This is a genomic window from Pseudomonas syringae (assembly GCF_000737245.1).
GTDB lineage: Bacteria > Pseudomonadota > Gammaproteobacteria > Pseudomonadales > Pseudomonadaceae > Aquipseudomonas > Aquipseudomonas syringae_J.
Window position 1 is genome coordinate 16,156 of sequence record NZ_JPQU01000021.1, and the last position, 19,423, is coordinate 35,578.

The 19,423-nt window shown below is 58.1% G+C and carries 18 protein-coding genes; 12 read left to right on the plus strand and 6 right to left on the minus strand.

Going from position 1 to position 19,423, the window contains the following annotated elements; translation table 11 throughout:
* Nucleotides 1-28: 28 nt before the first annotated feature.
* Nucleotides 29-820, plus strand: a complete 792-nt coding sequence (locus IV01_RS19440) for a substrate-binding domain-containing protein (protein ID WP_032626764.1) — start codon at nucleotides 29-31, stop codon at nucleotides 818-820.
* Nucleotides 821-1,059: 239 nt separating this feature from the next.
* Here IV01_RS19440 and IV01_RS19435 read toward each other — a convergent pair whose 3' ends face one another.
* Entirely contained in the window at nucleotides 1,060-1,518 is a 459-nt protein-coding gene (locus IV01_RS19435; RefSeq protein ID WP_032626858.1) for a metallophosphoesterase family protein, read from the minus strand.
* A gap of 56 nt (nucleotides 1,519-1,574) precedes the next feature.
* Nucleotides 1,575-2,282: a metallophosphoesterase gene (locus IV01_RS19430; RefSeq protein ID WP_032626860.1), complete on the minus strand. Its 708-nt coding sequence runs from the start codon at nucleotides 2,280-2,282 to the stop codon at nucleotides 1,575-1,577.
* A 711-nt stretch (nucleotides 2,283-2,993) separates the two neighbouring features.
* Here IV01_RS19430 and IV01_RS19425 point away from each other — a divergent pair.
* The 8 genes from IV01_RS19425 to IV01_RS19390 all read left to right on the plus strand — a co-directional run bounded on the left by IV01_RS19425 (nucleotide 2,994) and on the right by IV01_RS19390 (nucleotide 11,250).
* Nucleotides 2,994-4,262: an OprD family porin gene (locus tag IV01_RS19425; RefSeq protein WP_032626766.1), complete on the plus strand. Its 1,269-nt coding sequence runs from the start codon at nucleotides 2,994-2,996 to the stop codon at nucleotides 4,260-4,262.
* A gap of 270 nt (nucleotides 4,263-4,532) precedes the next feature.
* Nucleotides 4,533-5,360 carry an NAD-dependent epimerase/dehydratase family protein gene (locus IV01_RS19420; RefSeq protein WP_032626862.1) on the plus strand — a complete coding sequence of 276 codons (828 nt, stop codon included), beginning with the start codon at nucleotides 4,533-4,535 and terminating at the stop codon, nucleotides 5,358-5,360.
* A gap of 45 nt (nucleotides 5,361-5,405) precedes the next feature.
* Complete coding sequence (locus IV01_RS19415) at nucleotides 5,406-6,299, plus strand: glucurono-1,5-lactonase (RefSeq protein WP_032626768.1); 894 nt, start codon at nucleotides 5,406-5,408, stop codon at nucleotides 6,297-6,299.
* Between the two features lie 84 nt (nucleotides 6,300-6,383).
* Nucleotides 6,384-7,394 (plus strand): TRAP transporter substrate-binding protein, encoded by a 1,011-nt coding sequence (locus IV01_RS19410; RefSeq protein WP_032626770.1) that lies wholly within the window; start codon nucleotides 6,384-6,386, stop codon nucleotides 7,392-7,394.
* Nucleotides 7,395-7,469: 75 nt separating this feature from the next.
* Nucleotides 7,470-7,997, plus strand: coding sequence for a TRAP transporter small permease (locus tag IV01_RS19405; protein WP_032626772.1), 528 nt, complete (start codon nucleotides 7,470-7,472; stop codon nucleotides 7,995-7,997).
* Nucleotides 7,998-9,278, plus strand: coding sequence for a TRAP transporter large permease (locus IV01_RS19400; RefSeq protein ID WP_032626774.1), 1,281 nt, complete (start codon nucleotides 7,998-8,000; stop codon nucleotides 9,276-9,278). It begins immediately after the preceding gene.
* Between the two features lie 163 nt (nucleotides 9,279-9,441).
* Nucleotides 9,442-10,353 (plus strand): EamA family transporter, encoded by a 912-nt coding sequence (locus tag IV01_RS19395; protein WP_032626776.1) that lies wholly within the window; start codon nucleotides 9,442-9,444, stop codon nucleotides 10,351-10,353.
* A gap of 27 nt (nucleotides 10,354-10,380) precedes the next feature.
* A complete protein-coding gene (locus IV01_RS19390; RefSeq protein WP_032626778.1) occupies nucleotides 10,381-11,250 on the plus strand; it encodes an aldose 1-epimerase in 870 nt (289 codons plus the stop codon).
* A 127-nt stretch (nucleotides 11,251-11,377) separates the two neighbouring features.
* Here IV01_RS19390 and aroA read toward each other — a convergent pair whose 3' ends face one another.
* From aroA to IV01_RS19375, 3 genes are all read right to left on the minus strand, one after another.
* Nucleotides 11,378-12,640 (minus strand): 3-phosphoshikimate 1-carboxyvinyltransferase, encoded by a 1,263-nt coding sequence (aroA, locus tag IV01_RS19385; RefSeq protein WP_032626780.1) that lies wholly within the window; start codon nucleotides 12,638-12,640, stop codon nucleotides 11,378-11,380.
* A 136-nt stretch (nucleotides 12,641-12,776) separates the two neighbouring features.
* On the minus strand, nucleotides 12,777-13,256 hold the full coding sequence (locus tag IV01_RS19380; protein WP_032626782.1) for a PAS domain-containing protein: 480 nt from the start codon (nucleotides 13,254-13,256) through the stop codon (nucleotides 12,777-12,779).
* Between the two features lie 3 nt (nucleotides 13,257-13,259).
* On the minus strand, nucleotides 13,260-14,261 hold the full coding sequence (locus IV01_RS19375) for a response regulator (protein ID WP_032626784.1): 1,002 nt from the start codon (nucleotides 14,259-14,261) through the stop codon (nucleotides 13,260-13,262).
* 372 nt (nucleotides 14,262-14,633) lie between these two features.
* Here IV01_RS19375 and IV01_RS0124645 point away from each other — a divergent pair, with 372 nt between their 5' ends.
* Nucleotides 14,634-16,187 carry a sensor histidine kinase gene (locus IV01_RS0124645; RefSeq protein ID WP_229636094.1) on the plus strand — a complete coding sequence of 518 codons (1,554 nt, stop codon included), beginning with the start codon at nucleotides 14,634-14,636 and terminating at the stop codon, nucleotides 16,185-16,187.
* 10 nt (nucleotides 16,188-16,197) lie between these two features.
* Nucleotides 16,198-16,833 carry a response regulator transcription factor gene (locus IV01_RS19370; protein ID WP_032626788.1) on the plus strand — a complete coding sequence of 212 codons (636 nt, stop codon included), beginning with the start codon at nucleotides 16,198-16,200 and terminating at the stop codon, nucleotides 16,831-16,833.
* A gap of 139 nt (nucleotides 16,834-16,972) precedes the next feature.
* Here the strand turns inward: IV01_RS19370 and IV01_RS19365 are convergent, their stop codons facing one another.
* Nucleotides 16,973-17,344, minus strand: coding sequence for a response regulator transcription factor (locus IV01_RS19365; protein WP_032626790.1), 372 nt, complete (start codon nucleotides 17,342-17,344; stop codon nucleotides 16,973-16,975).
* Nucleotides 17,345-18,162: 818 nt separating this feature from the next.
* Here IV01_RS19365 and wecB point away from each other — a divergent pair.
* Complete coding sequence (gene wecB, locus IV01_RS19360) at nucleotides 18,163-19,395, plus strand: non-hydrolyzing UDP-N-acetylglucosamine 2-epimerase (RefSeq protein WP_032626864.1); 1,233 nt, start codon at nucleotides 18,163-18,165, stop codon at nucleotides 19,393-19,395.
* Nucleotides 19,396-19,423: the final 28 nt, after the last annotated feature.

A 19,423-nucleotide genomic window follows, 5' to 3' on the forward strand; every position in this document is an offset into this window, starting at 1 on the left:
GTTCTGTTCACTGCAAGGTTCATCTTCAATGAAAAAATTTCTTCCTTACCTGCTTGGCGCTGCCCTGTCCTTCTCTCCGGTGGCCCTTGTCAGTGCCGCGACAGCCGCCAAACCCGTGTCCCTGGTCATCCTCAGCTCCGGCGGCATCATGGGCGCGTTCAATGCAATCAGCGCCGACTACGAACAACGCACTGGTGTACGTCTGGTGATTGAGGCGGCGCCATCGATGGGCGCAACGCCCCAGGCGATTCCTAACAGACTGGACCGCAACGAGCCTGCCGACGTCGTGTTGATGGTCAGCTCCGCGCTGGATAAGTTGATCAAGAATGGTCAGGTCGATCCCAAAAGTCGGGTCGACCTGGGCAAATCCTACATCGCAATGGCCATCCGTCATGGCGACCCGAAGCCTGATATCAGAACCATGGAAGCGTTCAAGCAGACGCTGATCGACGCTAAATCCATTGCCTATTCCGACAGCGCCAGCGGCGTTTATCTGTCCCGTGTGCTGTTCAATCAGATGCACATCGCCGATCGTCTCCAGAGCAAAAGTCGCATGATTCCTGCCGAGCCGGTCGGCGAAGTGGTCGCCCGGGGCGAAGCGCAGCTGGGCTTCCAGCAGTTGAGCGAGCTCAAGCCCGTGCAGGGGATCGACATCATCGGCCTGATCCCGGAGCAGGCTCAGCAAATGACGCTGTATTCCGGTGGCGTGTCTACTCGAAGCGCCCACCCGGAACAGGCCCGAGAACTGCTGCAATACCTCGGCTCACAAGCTGCCGCTGGCGCGATCAAGAACAGCGGGCTGGACCCGGTGGCGAGGTGATCTGAGTCATCGTTCGCAGCCATCGACCCTACAAGGTTGGCGGTTGATCAGCGTAAAACGCCACACACTGTAAGAGCTCACGAGCACCGCGAGGCAGCGATGTTGGTCTGCCTGACCCACTGCCATCGCGGCCTCACGGTGCTCGTGCGCTCCTACAGAACCGTGTTGGCTGCACGACAGCGCGGCGGAACCTCCTGCAGATCTCGCTGCGGTAAATGATGATGTGTTGTACCTACTTATCAAACCTCCAGCTCAACCAGTTCGGCCCGCACGCCCAAGTCATCAACGTGCAGCAACGCAACGCTGATTGGCAATTTGAAGCGCCGAGGGCCCGCACTGCCAGGGTTTATGTACAACACCCCGTCAATCTGCTGAATCAACGGCTTGTGGGAATGGCCAATGACTACGACCTGGATGCCATCGGGCAAGGGTTTCGGGACGTCGGCAAGGATGTGGGTGACGAAAATACTCACGCCTTCAACGTCTAAGCGGGCAGAAAACGGCACATCGCTGGCCCAGCTGTCGTCCTGGTCGTTATTGCCTCGGACCACGGTCAGCGGCGCAATGGCCCGAAGCGCTTCAAGGATCTCGGGCTTGCCGATATCCCCCGCGTGGACCAGCTGTTCGCAGCCTTGCAAGGCCGCCAGGGCCTGGGGTCGCAACAGGCCGTGGGTGTCGGAAATCAGGCCGATTTTCATGTTTTCAGTGAAGGTTCCGTTGATACGAAGCCCGAGCATAGCGTTATGAACACTTATTAACGCCGCTCATCGCGCAATACGCCCAGAGAACTGAGCTCCATCAGAGTGAAATAGCCGTTGTCGTCTGATCGCCAGCCGCCTGTATCAATATGAAAGACGTTGCCGAGAATTTCAGGATCGGGCAGCGGCGTATGCCCCACGATCAGCGCCCGTAAATCGGGAATACCGCTGTAATCACGCAATTGCAGACGTTCTCGCGACCACTGGCAGCTTTCCTGTAAGCGGCCCTGCTCCGGCATATGGCCCTTGAGGGTCGCGCGCAGCATGTCCCAGGTCGGTAATGGGCAATCGGCATGCACCAGCCCGATCAGGCCTTCAGCGGTCTCGACTTCAAGCGCAATGGGCATCTGCGCGAAGTAAGCAGCGCAGTGTTGTTGCGCCTCAGGCGCCAGCTCCAGAAACCAGGCGCCACCGCTGGATATGTACATGCGGTAGTCCAATGGCTTGCGTTGCACATGGGCAATCGCCAGCGCCTCATGATTGCCCTGCACCGCAAAAAACCAGGGCTGAGCCAGCCATTCAAGGGCCTGAAGGCTTTCCGGGCCGCGATCCACCAGATCACCGACACTGAACAGCCGGTCCACCGCCGGATCAAAATCTGCTTCATCGAGCACGCTTTGCAGGCGGGTGAAATGCCCATGAATATCCCCCACCGCAAAATCGCGGCCCTTGGCATTGATATCAAAATGGGCGAACTTTCTCATCTCAAAAAACCCCGTCAGGTTGGGTGGCTGAGGACCGATCGACCACGACGACATTCACTGAATCGGTTGCTGCATTTGAAAAGGTGTTTTCGGTGGACTATTTAAAGAGACGGGGCGTTCAGTTGATAGTTGTTACCCCGCATGGTGCTGACTAAATCCGTTTACGTGGGAGCGAGCTTGCTGGCGAAGAGGTCGGTGCGTTCGATAACTCCTTTGATGGATGAACACCGCCTTCGCGAGCAAGCTCGCTCCCACAGGTTCGGCATCCGCCAAAATCCAACGTCACATATGATGATCCCCTGCACCGGCGAACACCTAGACTTTCGTCTACCCCCTAATTGACAAACCTCTTCGAGCCTGCAAATAATCGCCCGCAAAGTTGTACGACAACAGATAACAAAAATAACAATAATTCAGGGAAGCTACGTATGACGACTCACGTCCTCGCGCTCCACCCCCTCGTGCCAGCAGGCCGCGACGGGCTCAATTCCATGCACCACCCCATCTTTTGCACTTCTTCGATCCAGACTTACTCAGGGTCGAGTCTTATCCGAATTCGCTGACGGTTCAACCGCTGTGAAGTAAAGGCTCGTCCGCATGTGCGGGAGAGTCTGACGCCCTTAAACAGGGTATTACGCACTTCTCCACAGTACAGGTTGTTTAAACGCCGCCGGGGAAGTGCTTTGTCGAAAAAATGGGAGCACAACAATAATGAGATCTCAACACACCCGTTCGCTGATTCTTCTGGGGCTAGGCAGCATGAGCCTGACGTTCCCCCTGCTCGCTTCGGCGGAAGGCTTCGTCGATGACACCAAGGCGACGCTTAACCTGCGAAACGCCTACTTCAACCGTAATTTCACCAACCCGGCCTATCCCAACAGCAGAGCCCCACAAGGCAAAGCGGAAGAGTGGACGCAAAGCTTCATTCTGGATGCCAAGTCCGGGTATACCCAAGGGGTGGTGGGCTTCGGCGTTGACGTGTTGGGCATGTACTCGGTGAAACTCGACGGCGGCAAGGGCACAACCGGTACCCAGTTGCTGCCAGTCCACAGCGATGGCAGTCCGGCCGATGATTTCGGGCGCCTGGGTGTTGCGGCCAAAGCCAAGATTTCCAAGACTGAATTGAAAGTCGGCGAGTGGATGGCCGTGCTGCCAATTCTGCGCTCTGACGATGGTCGCTCTCTGCCACAAACGTTCCAAGGTGCGCAGATCACCTCCAAAGAACTGTCCGGCCTTACCCTTTACGGCGGTCAGTTCCGTGGCAACAGCCCACGTAACGATGCCAGCATGGAAGACATGACACTCAACGGCCGGGGCGCGTTCACGTCCGACCGCTTCAACTTCGGCGGTGGCGAATACGCCTTCAATGACAAACGCACCCAGATCGGCGTCTGGTATGCCGAGCTGCAAGACATCTACAACCAGAAGTTCGTCAACGTCCTGCACAGCCAACCGCTTGGCGACGTAACTCTGGGCGCAAACCTCGGTTACTTCTGGGGTACAGAAGACGGCAGCGCACTGGCTGGCGATCTGGATAACAAAACCGCTTACGCCTTGCTGTCCGCCAAATACAAGGGCAACACCTTGTACGTGGGCCTGCAGAAAGTCAGCGGCGATGACGGCTGGTTCCGGGTCAACGGCACCAGTGGCGGCACGCTCGCCAATGATAGCTACAACTCCAGCTATGACAACGCCAAAGAGAAATCCTGGCAACTGCGTCACGACCTGGACTTCGCGGTCTTCGGCGTGCCAGGTATGACCCTGATGAACCGCTACATCAGCGGTGACAACGTTCACACCGGCGCGATCACCGACGGCAAGGAATGGGGCCGCGAGTCGGAACTGGCCTACACCGTACAAAGCGGCACATTCAAAAGCCTGAACGTTCGGTGGCGTAACGCGAGCATCCGTCGCGACTACAGCACCAACGAGTTTGACGAAAACCGGATCTTCATCAGCTATCCGCTTTCATTGTTGTAAGACCAACCCAGCACCCACAGGAGCGCGAAACCTCCTGTGGGAGCGAATTCATTCGCGAAGGGGTCCTGTCAGAACGGACATCAGTACCTGACACACCGCATTCGCGAATGAATTCGCTCCCACGGGTCGGTGATCGGCCTGAATGGCGATCCTGATCCAAGCAACATTTTCGACCTAAGTCGCGTTGACAAAGTGCTCGGCGATTGCAAATATCCGACTCAAGTCATACGACAACAGATGACGCCTAATAAAAAGACGCAAGGGACCCTCATGACAACCACTCATACCGCCCCAACTCCCTTCAACCGCGTGCTATTGACTGGCGCGGCAGGCGGTCTGGGCAAAGTTCTGCGCAAGAGCCTGCGCCCTTACGCCAAGACCCTGCGGCTCTCCGACATCAGCGAAATGGCCCCGGCCGCCGATGCCAGTGAAGAAGTCCAGATCTGTGATCTCTCCGACAAACAAGCCGTTCACCAATTGGTCGAAGGTGTGGATGCGATCCTGCATTTCGGGGGTGTTTCGGTCGAGCGCCCGTTCGAGGAAATCCTCGGCGCCAACATCAGCGGCGTATTCCACATTTACGAAGCAGCACGCCGACATGGCGTCAAACGCATTATTTTCGCCAGTTCCAACCATGTGATCGGCTTCTATAAGCAAGACGAAACCATCGACGCCCACTCCCCTCGCCGCCCGGACAGCTACTACGGCCTGTCCAAATCCTACGGCGAAGACATGGCGACGTTTTACTTTGATCGTTACGGCATCGAGACCGTGAGCATCCGTATCGGCTCGTCGTTTCCGGAGCCGCAGAACCGCCGGATGATGAGCACCTGGCTGAGCTTCGACGACCTCACGCAGTTGATCGAGCGCTCGCTGTTCACGCCAAACGTCGGCCACACCGTGGTCTACGGCATGTCCGCCAACCGCGACGTGTGGTGGGATAACCGCTTCGCCGCGCATCTGGGCTATACCGCCAAGGACAGCTCGGAAGTGTTCCGTGACAAGGTCGAACAACAACCGATGCCAGCAGCCGATGATCCGGCAGCGGTCTATCAGGGCGGTGCGTTTGCTGCCGCAGGACCGTTCGGCGACGAGTAAAGCGCACCACCCAAACAGCACATAAAAAGAAGAGAGCTGGCCGACATGGATGCTGAATTGATTCTCGACGCACAAAACGCCACAGGCGAAAGCCCGGTGTGGAGCGCCCAGGAACAGGCCCTTTACTGGGTGGACATTCCGGCCGGCCGTCTACACCGCTGGAGTGCGTCTGACGACAAGACGCAAAGCTGGAAAGCAGCACAAATGCTCGCCTGCATCGCTCGCTATGAGAGTGGCAGCGACGACTGGATCGCGGGCATGGAAGATGGCCTGTACCGACTGGCGACCCAGGCTGATGGCACCTTGAGTAGTACGCCGTTGATCAGCGTCGAACACGCGCAACCCGGCATGCGTTTCAACGATGGTCGTTGCGACCGCCAAGGCCGATTCTGGGCTGGCACCATGTTGCTGGACATGGCCGCAGGCGCGCCAGTGGGTGCGATGTATCGCTACGACGCGGGGCAAAGCGAGCCTCTGATCGCGCAGCTCTCAGACTTTATCGTGCCCAACGGTCTGGCGTTCAGCCCGGACGGCACCGTCATGTACCTGTCTGACTCGCACCCCAGCGTGCAGAAAATCTGGGCGTTCGACTACGACATCGACAGTGGCACACCTCACAACCGCCGCCTGTTCGTGGACATGAACAGTTTTCTCGGCCGGCCGGATGGCGCAGCAGTGGATGCCGACGGCTGCTACTGGATCTGCGGCAACGATGCTGGGCTGATCCACCGCTTTACACCGGAGGGCAAACTTGACCAATCACTGGTCGTGCCCGTGAAGAAGCCGACCATGTGTGCTTTTGGTGGCCCGAATCTCGACACCTTGTACGTCACCTCGATCCGTCCAGGTGGCGATATCAGCGATCAACCCCTGGCCGGTGGCGTTTTTGCCTTGCGACCGGGTGTAAAAGGTTTACCCGAACCGGCTTTCAGGGGGTGAAAACCGGTTCAGGCTGCATTGTTCCATCAGGTATGAGCAACACCGTTTCGCCAGCACCTAAAAACAACAACACTGGAGTTATTCATGGATTTCAAACGCAAGCTTCTCATCGCTGCACTTCCGCTGGCTTTCTGCATGTCGGGCCTGGCCCAGGCAGAAGTCAAAATCAAATTCGCTGAAGTTCACCCCGCCGGTTATGCCCCGGTAGTGGCTGAACAAAACATGGGCAAGAAGCTCGAAGAGCAGTCCAAGGGCGAGATCAGCTTCAAAATGTACGCCGGTGGCGTGCTCGGTTCCGAGAAAGAAGTGGTTGAACAAGTGCAGAGCGGCGCCATCCAGATGACCCGCGTCAGCCTCGGCATCGTGGGCCCGGTAGTGCCTGACGTGAACGTCTTCAACCTGCCATTTGTGTTCCGTGATCAGGCGCACATGCGCACGATTATCGACGGCAAGATCGGCGACGAAATTCTCGACAAGATCACCAATTCGCAATTCAACATGGTCGCGCTGGCCTGGATGGATGGCGGCACCCGCAACCTTTACACCAAGAAACCCGTGCGCAGTATCGAAGACCTCAAAGGCATGAAAGTTCGTGTCATGGGCAACCCGGTATTCGTGGACACCATCAATGACATGGGCGGCAGCGGTATTTCCATGTCTACGGGAGAGATCTTTAGCGCTTTGCAAACGGGCGTTATCGACGGCGCGGAAAACAACCCGCCGACTTACTTCCAGCATAACCACTACCAGAACGCCAAGTTCTTCACCCTCACCGAGCACCTGATCCTGCCCGAGCCGATCGTGATGGCGAAAACCACCTGGACCAAGCTCACCCCTGAGCAACAGACGCTGGTGAAAAAACTGGCGAAAGAAGCCCAGGCTGAAGAGCGCGTGCTGTGGGACAAGTCGACTGCTGATGCAGAAACCAAGCTCAAGGCAGCAGGCGTGGAATTCATCACCCTGACACCTGAGCAGAAGAAAGCCTTCTACGACGCTACCCAGCCAGTACGTGACAAATACGGCGCGCCGTACGCAGACCTGATCAAACGCATCAAGGACACACCGACCAATCCGGCCCTGACCGCTAAAAACTAAGCAGCCTATCCAAGCCTGTCCGATAACGCCGCGGGGGCGAACGCCAGTTCGTTCGCCGCCGCTGTGGTGAGCCTCATGAAAAATACGCTGTTGAGCATTAACGACATTATTTATCGGGTGTGTATCGGGATCGCCGGTTTTGCGGTCCTGATCATGACCCTGATTATCCCGTGGGGTATTTTTACTCGTTATGTCCTCGGGACCGGCTCTAGCTGGCCAGAACCCGTTGCGATCCTGTTGATGGTGGTGTTCACCTTCTTCGGTGCCGCCGCGAGCTACCGCGCTGGCGCGCACATGGCCGTCTCCATGGCTGTGGATCGTCTGCCGCTTCACCTGCGCAAATCTGCGGCACTGCTGGTGCAAGTCCTGATGGCAATCGTCGCGGGGTTCATGGTAGTCAAAGGCTTCAAACTCTGCGCCACGACCTGGAACCAGTTTCTGGGCGAAATTCCGGCGCTACGAGTGGGAATCTCTTATTTGCCAATTCCGATTGGTGGGATCGTTACGCTGATTTTCATCCTTGAGCGAATCTTCCTGGGTGATCAAAGCCACCGTCCTGTCATGCATTTTGATGTCGTAGAAGAAAGTGAAGGTGCTGCATAAATGGACGCACTCATATTACTGGGCAGCTTCATTGCGCTGATCCTGATCGGTATGCCGGTCGCTTACGCGCTAGGTCTATCGGCACTTATCGGCGCGTGGTGGATTGATATCCCTGCCGACGCATTGATGATTCAGATTGCAGGTGGCGTGAACAAATTCTCGCTGCTGGCAATCCCGTTCTTCGTTCTGGCTGGCGCGATCATGGCCGAGGGCGGCATGTCACGACGGCTCGTCGCGTTTGCCGGTGTCCTGGTCGGCTTTGTGCGCGGCGGTCTGTCTCTGGTCAACATCGTTGCATCGACCTTCTTCGGCGCCATCTCCGGTTCGTCCGTCGCCGACACTGCATCGGTGGGTTCGGTACTGATCCCGGAAATGGAGCGTGCCGGTTACCCACGTGATTTCTCCACGGCGGTGACCGTCAGCGGTTCGGTACAGGCCTTGCTGACACCGCCGAGCCACAACTCGGTGCTCTACTCGCTGGCCGCTGGCGGCACAGTGTCCATCGCTTCGCTGTTCATGGCCGGGATCATGCCGGGCCTGCTGCTCAGCGCGGTGATGATGGGCCTGTGCATGATCTTCGCCCGCAAGCGCAACTACCCGAAAGGCGAAGTGATCCCGCTGCGCAAGGCGTTGAAAATCGCCGGTGAAGCGCTGTGGGGCATGATGGCGCTGGTGATCATCCTGGGCGGCATTCTGTCAGGTGTGTTCACCGCTACCGAGTCGGCCGCCATTGCTGTGCTCTGGTCGTTCTTCGTCACCATGTTTATCTATCGCGATTACAAATGGCGCGACCTGCCCAAGCTGATGCACCGGGCGGCGCGGACCATTTCCATCGTGATGATCCTGATCGGTTTTGCCGCCAGCTTCGGGTACATCCTGACGCTGATGGAGATCCCGATGAAGATCACCACCGCGTTCCTGACCATCTCGGACAACCGCTATGTGATCCTGATGTGCATCAACGTCATGCTGTTGCTGCTCGGCACCATCATGGACATGGCACCTCTGATCCTGATCCTGACCCCGATCCTTCTGCCGGTAGTGGCGAGTGTCGGTGTTGATCCGGTGCACTTTGGCATGATCATGCTGGTGAACCTGGGGATCGGACTCATAACACCGCCGGTTGGCGCGGTGCTGTTCGTCGGCGCTGCGGTGGGTAAAGTCACCATCGAAGCAACGGTAAAAGCCCTGCTGCCGTTCTACGCTGCGCTGTTTATGGTGTTGATGCTGGTGACCTACGTTCCGGCAATCTCCCTGTGGCTGCCGAGTGTGGTGTTGTAAGAAACACAATGCGCACCGCGATACCCTGTGGGAGCGGTGCTTGCCCGCGATAAGGCTGGACGCGATTCACTTTAGATCGCGTTGACCTTATCGCGGGCAAGCACCGCTCCCACAGTTGCTTGAAGATCTGTGTCATCCCCCCAGCCAAGGAGGCTGGTTGCTCATGTCCGCTTCTGCTTTATTCCCCCGCCACATCGCCGTACTCATCCTCGCTCTGCTGGCCTGCGCTTTCGCGGGTAATCACATTGCTGCGCGGATCGCCTTCGACCATGACACCGGCCTGCTGCTGGCGATCCTCTGTCGCTCGGGCGTGACCCTGCTGGTACTCACCGGGCTGGTGCTGTGGCAACGCGAGCGGCCGCAATTGACGGCGCGCACCTGGCGCTGGCAACTGTTGCTGGGCGTGCTCATCGCGGCACAGAGCTTTTGTATCTATTCAGCCGTGGCCCGTATTCCGGTTGCCCTGGCGTTACTGATTGCCAACGTTGCGCCGATCCTGCTGGCGCTGCTGACCTGGGCGCTGGGCGGTCCGGCACCGACTCGTCGCGCCGCTGTGCTGATGGGCTTGATCCTGATCGGGCTGGTGTTCGCACTGGACGTGCCGGAGCGCTTGTCCAGCCAGCACAGCACTGAAGCCCAATGGCTCGAAGGCATCGCTTTCGGTTTCGCTGCCGCCGGGGTGTTCGCCTGTGCGCTGTGGATCACCGATCACAAGCTGTCGTCCATGCGCGGCACGGTGCGCAGTATGTTGACCATGCTCATCGTATTCAGCGCCGCAGCATTGGCCGGCTTCAGCGGCGTACTGCCGGGCGGCGTGTCGCTGCCGTCGTCCTCCACCGGCTGGGCCGCCCTGGCCTGCCTGGTCTCGCTCTATGGGCTGGGCTTTTCCTTGCTGTTCATCTGCCTGACCCGCCTGGACATGGCCCGCAACGCTCCGGTGATGAACATCGAACCGGTAGCGAGCCTGCTGTTTGGCTGGTTAATTCTTGATCAATTACTCAGCAGCGGTCAGATCATTGGCGGGCTGATCGTGGTCACCGGCATTGTGCTGCTGACCTGGCGGCGCGCGGCCTGACTATCCACCACTCATGAGGCAGATCACATGCAACAGGCAATCCTGACCCTTGAAGATGGCGTGACCCGCCTCACTCTGGCGCCGCAAACCGGCGGCAGCATCGTCAACTGGATCGCGCTGGCCAGCGGTCAACCGCTGCTGCGTCCCAGCGACGCCGAGGCCTTGAGCGCCGGCACGCCTCGGCGGCTGAGCTGTTATCCGCTGGTGCCCTGGTCAAACCGGATCGGCAACGGCGGCTTCGACACTCCGCATGGCTGGCTGGCGCTGCAACCCAATAGCGCCAACGACGCCTTGCCGATCCATGGCAGTGCCTGGCAGCAGCCGTGGGAGGTGATTGAACACAGCGCGAGCCATGCCGTGTTGCAACTGGAGAGCGCCATCCCTTTTGCCTATCGCGCGCAGCTGCGTTTCAGCTTGGAGGACGGCACTCTCAGCATCACCTTGAGCGTCACGCATCTGGCCGAACACGCTGCCTGGCATGGCCTGGGTCTGCACCCTTACCTGCCCCGCACCGCCAATACCCGCTTGCAGGCCAAGGCTGCACAGGTCTGGCTGACCGATGACGCAGGCCTGCCGACAGAGCTGCAGGCGCTGCCGGCCGAGTGGAATTTCAACGCACTGAACAACCTGCCGCAAACCCGCCTGGACAATGGCTTCACTGAATGGGATGGCAAAGCGCTGATCAGCCAGCCGGATCTGGGATATGAGCTTGAATGCCAGGCCAGCGGCAGTCAGTTCTTTCTAGTGTTCTGCCCGCCGGGGCTGGATTTCTTCTGCTTCGAACCCGTCAGCCACCCGGTCAACGCCCACCACCTGCCAGGGCATCCGGGGTTGCGGTTGTTGCAAAAGGGGGAAAGTGCGGAGTTGGGGTACAGGATGAGTTACCGGGCGATTTGAAGACTGGAACATCCTCTGTAGGAGCGCGCTTGCCCGCGATGGCGTCAGGTCAGGTTATTGGTTTTTTCCTGACACAACGCATCGCGAGCAAGCTCGCTCCTACAGATTCCGTGTTAGGTGAGCAATATCAATCCTGACGCTGAACCTTCACCCCCAACGACTGCAACGCATCCCAGTAGCCGGGATAGGTTTTGCCGACGCAGTCAGGGTCCTGGATTTTTATGCCTGCGACTTTCAGCCCAGCCAACGCGAAGCACATGGCAATGCGATGATCGGCGTGGGTGTCGATCAGCGCATCCACGGTGCGGCCCGCCAATTGCGGATCGGCGTGAACGATCAGGTCATCACCTTCTTCCACTGCCAGCCCTGGGGCGATGGCGCACAGGCCCTGGGACAATGCTGAAATCCGGTCGCATTCCTTGACCCGCAGGTTCGCGATACCCACAAAGCGAACCGGCTGGTTGTTGAACGCAGCCAGCACGGCCAGGGTCGGAATGGCGTCCTGCATCTGCGAGCCGTCGATCACAGCGGGCATATTCGGGAAGCTGTCGATCACATGGCTGGCCAGTGCGTCCGGCTGGGTGAAATCCTGGGTCGCGACACCCAGATCGATGCTGCCTGCGGTCAGCGCCTGCGCGGCCCACAAGTAAGTTGCGGCCGATGCATCGGGCTCAATGTGGAAGTCGGTGGCGTGATAGCCGGTGGCAGAGACTTTCCAGGCTGTGTCGCCGAGTTCCTCGACCTGGGCACCAAAGGCCTGCATGGCGGCCAGCGTCAGGTCGACGTAACCGCGAGCACCGATGTCGCTGCCGGTAAGCGCCACTTCAAGCGGGCCTTTGCCGCAGGCGCCGGCCATCAACAGTGCCGACACATACTGGCTGGACAGGTTGCCGTCGATCTCGATACGCCCGGCGGCCAGACCACCCTGGCCCTTGATCGCTACCGGAGGGCAACCCGTGGGGGCGCTGGCTTCAACACCCATGCGTTGCAACGCATCCACCAGCGGACCAATCGGGCGCTTGCGCATGTACTCGTCGCCATCGACGACGAAATCACCTTTGAAATTGGCCAGCGCCGCCGTCAGAAAACGTGTCGCCGTGCCGGCGTTCCCGAGGAACAAAGGCTGCGAAGGTACCTGCCACTGGCCGCTGCTGGTGACCACAAACGTGCTGTCATCCGGCTCATCGACCTGCACGCCCATCAAGCGCAGGGCTTCGGACATCACTCGGGTGTCATCACTCTTGAGCGCGCCACTCAGGCGGCTGGTGCCTTTCGCCAGGCCAGCCAGCAACAGCGCGCGATTGGTGATGGATTTCGAGCCTGGCGGGCTGACGCGCCCGACCAGTGGATGATCGACAGGGGTTACCGTGAGTGTGGATTGAGGTCGCATGATGTCCGTGATCGCCGCCGGAAAAATCCCGATGCTACCAGTAATCCAGCAGTTATTCGTGCACCGAGACCTGATTGCGAACGTTTTTCTTCCCGCATAAAGCGCCTGGTCGGCCCACTCGATGAGCGTTATGTATTCATGGGCCGGTACTGGAGAGCTTATGCAGCTCAGCATTGGCGGTTTGCAGCAAATGCCGGTTGGTCGCCACGTCTGTAACGTCGTATATGACCAGGCAGATATGAGTGATTTCGCTAGTGGTCGAGCGCAGCGGGAACATAGTGGTGTTCTGGTACATGAAATCTTCCCGGCCGGTAATCGGCTGGTAGTTCTTGAACCGGACCAGATACGGCCGTTGCTCCCAAATGGTGAAAGCAGGTGTACCCAGGGCGATGACATTGTCGACTTTCTTGCTGAACCACTTGCGGTTGAGGTCCGGAAACAGTGTGAAGATCGACTGGTTGGAGGCTTCGTACGGCACCACCCCGGAGCGGTTCTCCATGAAGGTGTTCCAGACCTGCACGCGGTATTCGCGGTCGAGCACGACAATGCCGACGTCGATATTCTGGGTAACCGCCAGCAACCAATGTAATTCTTTGATATCGATTTGATTGCTCATGGGTCAGCTCATCAGGTAAGCGAGTTTTTTGGTCAGACGCTCAACCGAATCTTCGGTGAACAACATCAGCAGGTCGAAGTTGATGCTATGGCCCTCCAGGCTGTAGCTGATCTCAACCGCCAGGGTTTTCTGCCAGCGGGTCTGATTGATACGAATCAGGTCATCAATACCACTTTGGGTACCCAGCACCTGAGGATGCCCTTGGGAAAACTCGATATCGATCTGCTCGGCGATCCCGCTCAGGCAGGCGCCAATCAGGATCGTGGACAGGTCCAGGAGCATCTCCTGATCCGAGTAATCTTCGGAATCGCGATGCATCAGCGTGCCCATGTCGGCGATGTCCGAGTCATGGAAAATCAGCAGCGCCTCGCCAGCAATCCCGCCGCCGATGTAGCCCTGACACACCGCCGTCAGCCGCTCACTGCTGTGGGCATCGGCCAGCGCCATGTGCAACTCGCCCACTTCAAACATGTTCACCGTGGGCACTGGTAACTGCACGAAGACCCCAAGCACTTTCGCCAGCAGCGCTGCCGCCCGGCCCATGGCGACGTTGATGGTCTCGCGGAACGCGTCCTGAAAGCTGATCACCCCGCCGTTGATGGCTGGCGGGACCACGACTGGCACGGACACCGCCTCACCCAGCAACCCCAGACGGGTCAGGGTGGCCTTGAGCTCGTCCGGCTCAGCCGGTTTTTTCAGAAACGCCAGCGCGCCCAGCTCCATCACCCGGCGCACCGCTTCATCCTGGACGTCTCCCGATACGACGATGATCTTCGCGTCGAGATTTTCAGCACGAATCGCCGCGAGGGTCTCATAGCCGTCCATAACCGGCATGGTCAGGTCCAGCAGCATGACTTTGCCCAGACCGAGACGAACGGCGTCCAGGCCTTCCTGACCGTTGGTCGCCATCGTGACCGATACACCCCATTCAGGGGGTAAAGCCCTCAACAGCTGCTTGCGCGCCATGTTCGAGTCATCGCAGATCAGCAGGGGAATCATGGGCATTGCATTCTTTCTCACTGCAAAAGAGTTTGTGGTTGAGTATCAATGTGTTTGGTCACATTAGCGAGTGTTTGGATAAGCATGGATATTCGCATGAGTTAAATCTCTCCATCCTCCGCGACTGTCGCGCGCCGCTGCACAGCTGTGCGCAACGTGGTGGAAAACTGACGGGGTAACTGGCGGTGCACCCGGAAAACCTTCTCGCCCGATCAAAACCCTGTTATCCCCAGAGATCATAGGCCAATCCTTCTCTGCGCTTTAAAATCCCCCGCACACGGGCAGGTGGCCCGGAATGTGGGCTGCCGCGCCCATTCAAGGATTAGAACTGTCCATCGCGGTTGTCGGGCAGTATTCATGGAGCAGCATGCTTTCAATATGAATACACGAGCTACGTTACCCGCAGAGCAACACGACACGCTTCTCAATGCCGTACCTTCGGCCCGAATGCAACGGCTGGGTGCAGCGCTCATTGCCGGCGCGGTGTTCATCGTCGATACAGTGACCTCCCTGGACATCGCGGTAGCGGTGCTTTACGTGGCGGTCATTCTGTTGTCGGTGAATTTCTACAGCCGCACCGGGATGATCCTGGTTTCACTCGGCTGCTTTACCCTGACCATCCTCTCGTTCCTGCTGTCCCACGGTGAAGATGCAGAGATGCCTGCCATTGCCCGTGGGCTGGTGAGCATGGCGGCGATTGGCATCACCACGGTGCTGGCCCTGAAAAACAAAGCGGTCAATGATCGATTACAGGAACAGGTGCGCTTGCTGGCCAAGGCCCATGACGCATTGCGGCGCAGCGAGGCTTTCCTCAGTGATGCGCAACGGTTGAGCCGCACCGGCAGCATCGGTTTTCGCCTGCCGGACATGCAAATGCACTGGTCCGAGGAAACCCGCCGCATTTACGAGGTGGACGACGGCCAACCGCCGTCGATGGACAGCATCCTGCAACGGATCCATCCCGACGACTTGCCTTGCGTGCTCAACAGCGTGGCAAAGGCCCGGCAACTGGTAACGGACCTCAGCGTCGAGCACCGTCTGTTAATGCCCGATGGCAGGGTCAAGTATTTGCACATGCTTGCGCACCTGACCCGCGATCAGGATGGCAATTGCGAGTACGTCGGGGCACTGATGGACATCACCGCCGCCAAGCAGGCTGAAGAGGCCTTGCATCGCTCACAGACCGAACTGGCCCACGTCACTCGCGTCACCACACTTGGCGAGCTGGCGGCGTCCATTGCCCACGAAGTCAATCAGCCGCTGGCCGCCGTTACCACCAACGCTGAAGCCTCGCTGCGCTGGCTCAACCGCAAGGAGCCGGATATCGGTGAGGCGGCTCAGGCGCTGAAGCGCATCCTCAGTGAAACCTTCAGGGCCAGCGAGGTTATCCGGCGCATCCGGGCTCTGTCGCGCAAGTCCGACCCGCAACGTATCCCGGTGGATATGCAGGAAGTCATCGAGGAATCAGTGGGCCTGGTCGCCAGGGAGATTCATCGCAGCCGGGTCGAGCTGGTGCAGGACATCGCCAGCGACATGCCTCTCGTCATGGGCGATCGCATTCAGTTGCAGCAAGTGCTGATCAATCTATTGATCAACGGCATTCAGGCCATGGCCAATAATCAAGGCGGCCCGAGGCAGTTGAGCCTGCATCTGCGCAGTGATACCGCGAATGAAGTGGTGGTGGAAGTCAGAGACAGCGGGCCGGGTATTCGTCCGGGCGACATGGGTCAGCTGTTCAATGCGTTTTTCACCACCAAACCTGAAGGGATGGGTATGGGCCTGTCGATCTGCCGCTCAATCATCGAAGCCCATGGCGGAAGCATCTGGGCACTTGGCTCCTGCATAGAAGGCGCACACGTAGACAGCCAGTCGGGTATAGGCGCCAGCCTGCTTTTCGCCCTGCCCGCCCTGCCGAGGCCGCATGATGAATGACGATCACCCCATGAACCGAATCCCGCTCAAGATCAGCAGCGACCCAATTGTCTTTATCGTCGACGACGATGCAGCCCTGCGCGACGCTCTGAGCAGCTTGCTGCGCTCGGTGGGTCTGCGAGTCGAAACCTTTCCCTCGGTTGCCGCTTTCGTTGAGTTCCAGCGCCCTGAAGCCCCCAGCTGCCTGGTGCTCGACGTTCGCTTGCAAGGCACCAGCGGCCTGGATTTCCAGAACGAGCTGGCGCGTTCCAACGCCAACCTGCCTATCGTGTTCATGACCGGCCACGGCGATATCGCCATGACCGTGCGCGCCATGAAAGCCGGCGCCGTGGACTTTCTGGCAAAACCGTTTCGCGAGGAGGACCTGCTGGATGCGGTGAACACCGCCCTGGAAAAAGACAAAAGCGGACGACAGGCCCACAAGAACTTCAACGAAATCCGCAGCCGCTTTGAGACCCTGACCCCAAGGGAAAAGGAAATCATGGCCTTGGCCGCCTCGGGCCTGATGAACAAACAGATCGCCGGAGAAATCGGCCTGAGTGAGATCACCGTCAAGATCCACCGCGGCCACGCCATGAAGAAAATGTGCGCCAGGTCCTTCGCCGAACTGGTGCGCATGGCTGAGGCGCTGGAGCTGAGGAGCTAATTATTTTTCTGCGGAAATAGATACCTGTGGGAGCGAGCTTGCTCGCGAAGACGACGTTCCCGTCCCCAGAAATATAGGCGGATGTCCCGGCCTCTTCGCGAGCAAGCTCGCTCCCACCTGGAAATCACCGCGCCCGTCTTCAAACCACCCCAAACGTCGACTCAATACACTCGATCAGTAAACCGGCGTTAAAGGGTTTGCTCAGGAAGCCCACCGCGCTGCCGGTCATGGCGCGCTTGCGCACTGATGCCTCGGGAAACGCCGTGATAAAGATGGTTGGGATCGAAAAACCTCGACTGCTCAGGTGCTCGTGCAACTCAACGCCACTCATGCCGGGCATTTGCACGTCGGTGATCAGGCAGCGGGCTTTATCAAGGCAGGTCGAGCCAAGGAATTCTTCTGCCGACGCAAACAGACAGACCGCAAAGCCCAGGGAGCGAACCAGGCTGTCCAGTCCAGTGCGCACTGCCATATCGTCGTCGACGACCGCTATCACCGGGGATTTGATCAAGCTGTATTACCTTCCACATCGGTGAATGAAACACTGTGCCACGCACAACTGCTGCCTACATTAACCAACCCTGGGCCGGGTAGAAATCATACCCACGTATAAAGGCCGACCAACGGCGTCGCGCGCTGTCTAATCCGAGACTTTCCCGCGATTTCATGACCGCTGTTTGGCCGTTCCCGAGTGCGTTACAAATCAACACTGATTCAATAGAGTGCACTACGCTTTAATGTGTATACTCCGCACTGCCGGCAAATTGCCATCAATTGATTTGAATCACCACTCGGGAACTTTTTCGAAAGTAAACTTGCACAAAGCACACTCCTGAACCACACTCCAACTGCGTCGTGACAATATACAGGCGTCATTCAAGTGACTTCTCGCTACAGCATGCTCAATATCCGCAAGGCACGCCCCGGGCGCGACAACGGAATTAGAAAAGATTCAACGCATCCGACGAACAACATGTAGTTTTTTAGAAAAACCTTATAAATCAACAAGTAAAAGACTCTTACTCTTCGCAAGACCTCCTCGCTTCAAACTTGGCAAAACCCCTTACTGACCGACCCTAAAAGTTAAAGTTTCATTCTCCCCCCGGATTAAAAATAACTGCATATAAAACTTTGCAGCCATCGCGAATACTGCTAATAATCGTCGCCGATCCGGAAGCAAGGCAATGCGCCATATCACACGAAGTGAATAATCAAGCCTCTATTCTGATTTAAATCCGGCCCCATAAAACTCAGCACACCTGCCTGCTCAAGACACTTCCAGCCTTGAGTGAGTTACTGTGCGGCGCGTAATTGCGCGAGGAGGGCATCATCGCTCGCAGTCAATCAAGAATTAAAGTTCTGTCCATTTTCGGCACACGTCCGGAGGCCATCAAAATGGCGCCGCTCGTTAAAGCCCTGGCAGCAGAATCGGGTGTTCACTCGATGATTTGTGTCACTGGCCAGCATCAAAGCATGCTCAAGCAAGTGCTGGATCTGTTCGAACTCAAGCCCGACTTCACACTTGACGTCATGACCCCGCGCCAGAATCTCAACACCCTGACCGCGGCGTTGTATGACGCCATCGATCCGGTGCTGGAGATGACTCAGCCTGATCGCGTTCTGGTACACGGTGATACCACTTCAGCGATGGTTGCATCGATGGCCGCGTTCCATCGCCGCATCCCGGTCGGTCATGTGGAAGCAGGCCTGAGGACCGGTGATATTCGCTCGCCGTGGCCGGAAGAAATGAACCGCCGCTGTATCGATCTGGGTGCCGACCTGTTGTTTGCCCCGACCTTCGAATCGCGCACCAACCTGCTGGGCGAACGCCTGCAGGGGCGCTCCTTCGTAACCGGCAATACCGTGATCGATGCATTGCAATTGACCGCAAAACGCATTGATGAGGACAGTGAGCTGCGCGCTCGTCTGGACAGCCAGTTCTCGTTCATCAAGCCTGGCCGCAAAGTGCTGCTGGTGACGGGCCATCGTCGGGAAAACTTCGGCGACGGCTTCCTCGATATCTGCAAAGCCCTGCGCCAACTGGCCAGCCGCAAAGATATCCAGATCGTCTATCCAGTGCACCTGAACCCCAATGTTCAAGGCCCGGTCAAGGAGCACCTGGCAGGGCTGGATAACGTGCACCTGATCGAGCCACTGGATTATCTGGCGTTTGTGCGCCTGATGCAGCGCGCTCACGTGATCCTCACCGACTCCGGTGGTGTACAGGAAGAAGCGCCTTCGCTCGGCAAGCCAGTACTGGTCATGCGTGAAGTCACCGAACGTCCGGAAGCCGTGACCGCTGGCACTGTGCGGCTGGTGGGTACTTCTGTGGAATCCATCGTCAGCGGCGTTGCTGCGCTTTACGACGACGACCTGCTGTGGCGTCGCTCATCCCAGGCAGCCAACCCCTATGGCGATGGCAAGGCCAGCTCGCGGATTGTCGACATCCTGCTCGGCCGCCCGATGCATGAGTTTGTGGTGGGCAAACCGCCATTGGAGCTCGAACACCCAATGCTGATGCCGAACATGGGGCAAGCCCGACCGGTTTCATCTTTCCAATAAACGTTCTTCCCCCTATCAGTCCGAGATT

Bases quoted from the DNA above. Each gene is read 5' to 3' on its own strand.
- IV01_RS19440 (WP_032626764.1), top strand. From the start codon at position 29: ATGAAAAAATTTCTTCCTTACCTGCTTGGCGCTGCCCTGTCCTTCTCT.
- IV01_RS19435 (WP_032626858.1), bottom strand. From the start codon at position 1,518: ATGAAAATCGGCCTGATTTCCGACACCCACGGCCTGTTGCGACCCCAG.
- IV01_RS19415 (WP_032626768.1), top strand. From the start codon at position 5,406: ATGGATGCTGAATTGATTCTCGACGCACAAAACGCCACAGGCGAAAGC.
- IV01_RS19375 (WP_032626784.1), bottom strand. From the start codon at position 14,261: ATGCCCATGATTCCCCTGCTGATCTGCGATGACTCGAACATGGCGCGC.
- IV01_RS19395 (WP_032626776.1), top strand. From the start codon at position 9,442: ATGTCCGCTTCTGCTTTATTCCCCCGCCACATCGCCGTACTCATCCTC.
- IV01_RS19390 (WP_032626778.1), top strand. From the start codon at position 10,381: ATGCAACAGGCAATCCTGACCCTTGAAGATGGCGTGACCCGCCTCACT.
- IV01_RS19400 (WP_032626774.1), top strand. From the start codon at position 7,998: ATGGACGCACTCATATTACTGGGCAGCTTCATTGCGCTGATCCTGATC.
- IV01_RS19370 (WP_032626788.1), top strand. From the start codon at position 16,198: ATGAACCGAATCCCGCTCAAGATCAGCAGCGACCCAATTGTCTTTATC.
- IV01_RS0124645 (WP_229636094.1), top strand. From the start codon at position 14,634: ATGAATACACGAGCTACGTTACCCGCAGAGCAACACGACACGCTTCTC.
- IV01_RS19405 (WP_032626772.1), top strand. From the start codon at position 7,470: ATGAAAAATACGCTGTTGAGCATTAACGACATTATTTATCGGGTGTGT.
- IV01_RS19430 (WP_032626860.1), bottom strand. From the start codon at position 2,282: ATGAGAAAGTTCGCCCATTTTGATATCAATGCCAAGGGCCGCGATTTT.
- IV01_RS19425 (WP_032626766.1), top strand. From the start codon at position 2,994: ATGAGATCTCAACACACCCGTTCGCTGATTCTTCTGGGGCTAGGCAGC.
- aroA (WP_032626780.1), bottom strand. From the start codon at position 12,640: ATGCGACCTCAATCCACACTCACGGTAACCCCTGTCGATCATCCACTG.
- IV01_RS19420 (WP_032626862.1), top strand. From the start codon at position 4,533: ATGACAACCACTCATACCGCCCCAACTCCCTTCAACCGCGTGCTATTG.
- IV01_RS19410 (WP_032626770.1), top strand. From the start codon at position 6,384: ATGGATTTCAAACGCAAGCTTCTCATCGCTGCACTTCCGCTGGCTTTC.
- IV01_RS19380 (WP_032626782.1), bottom strand. From the start codon at position 13,256: ATGAGCAATCAAATCGATATCAAAGAATTACATTGGTTGCTGGCGGTT.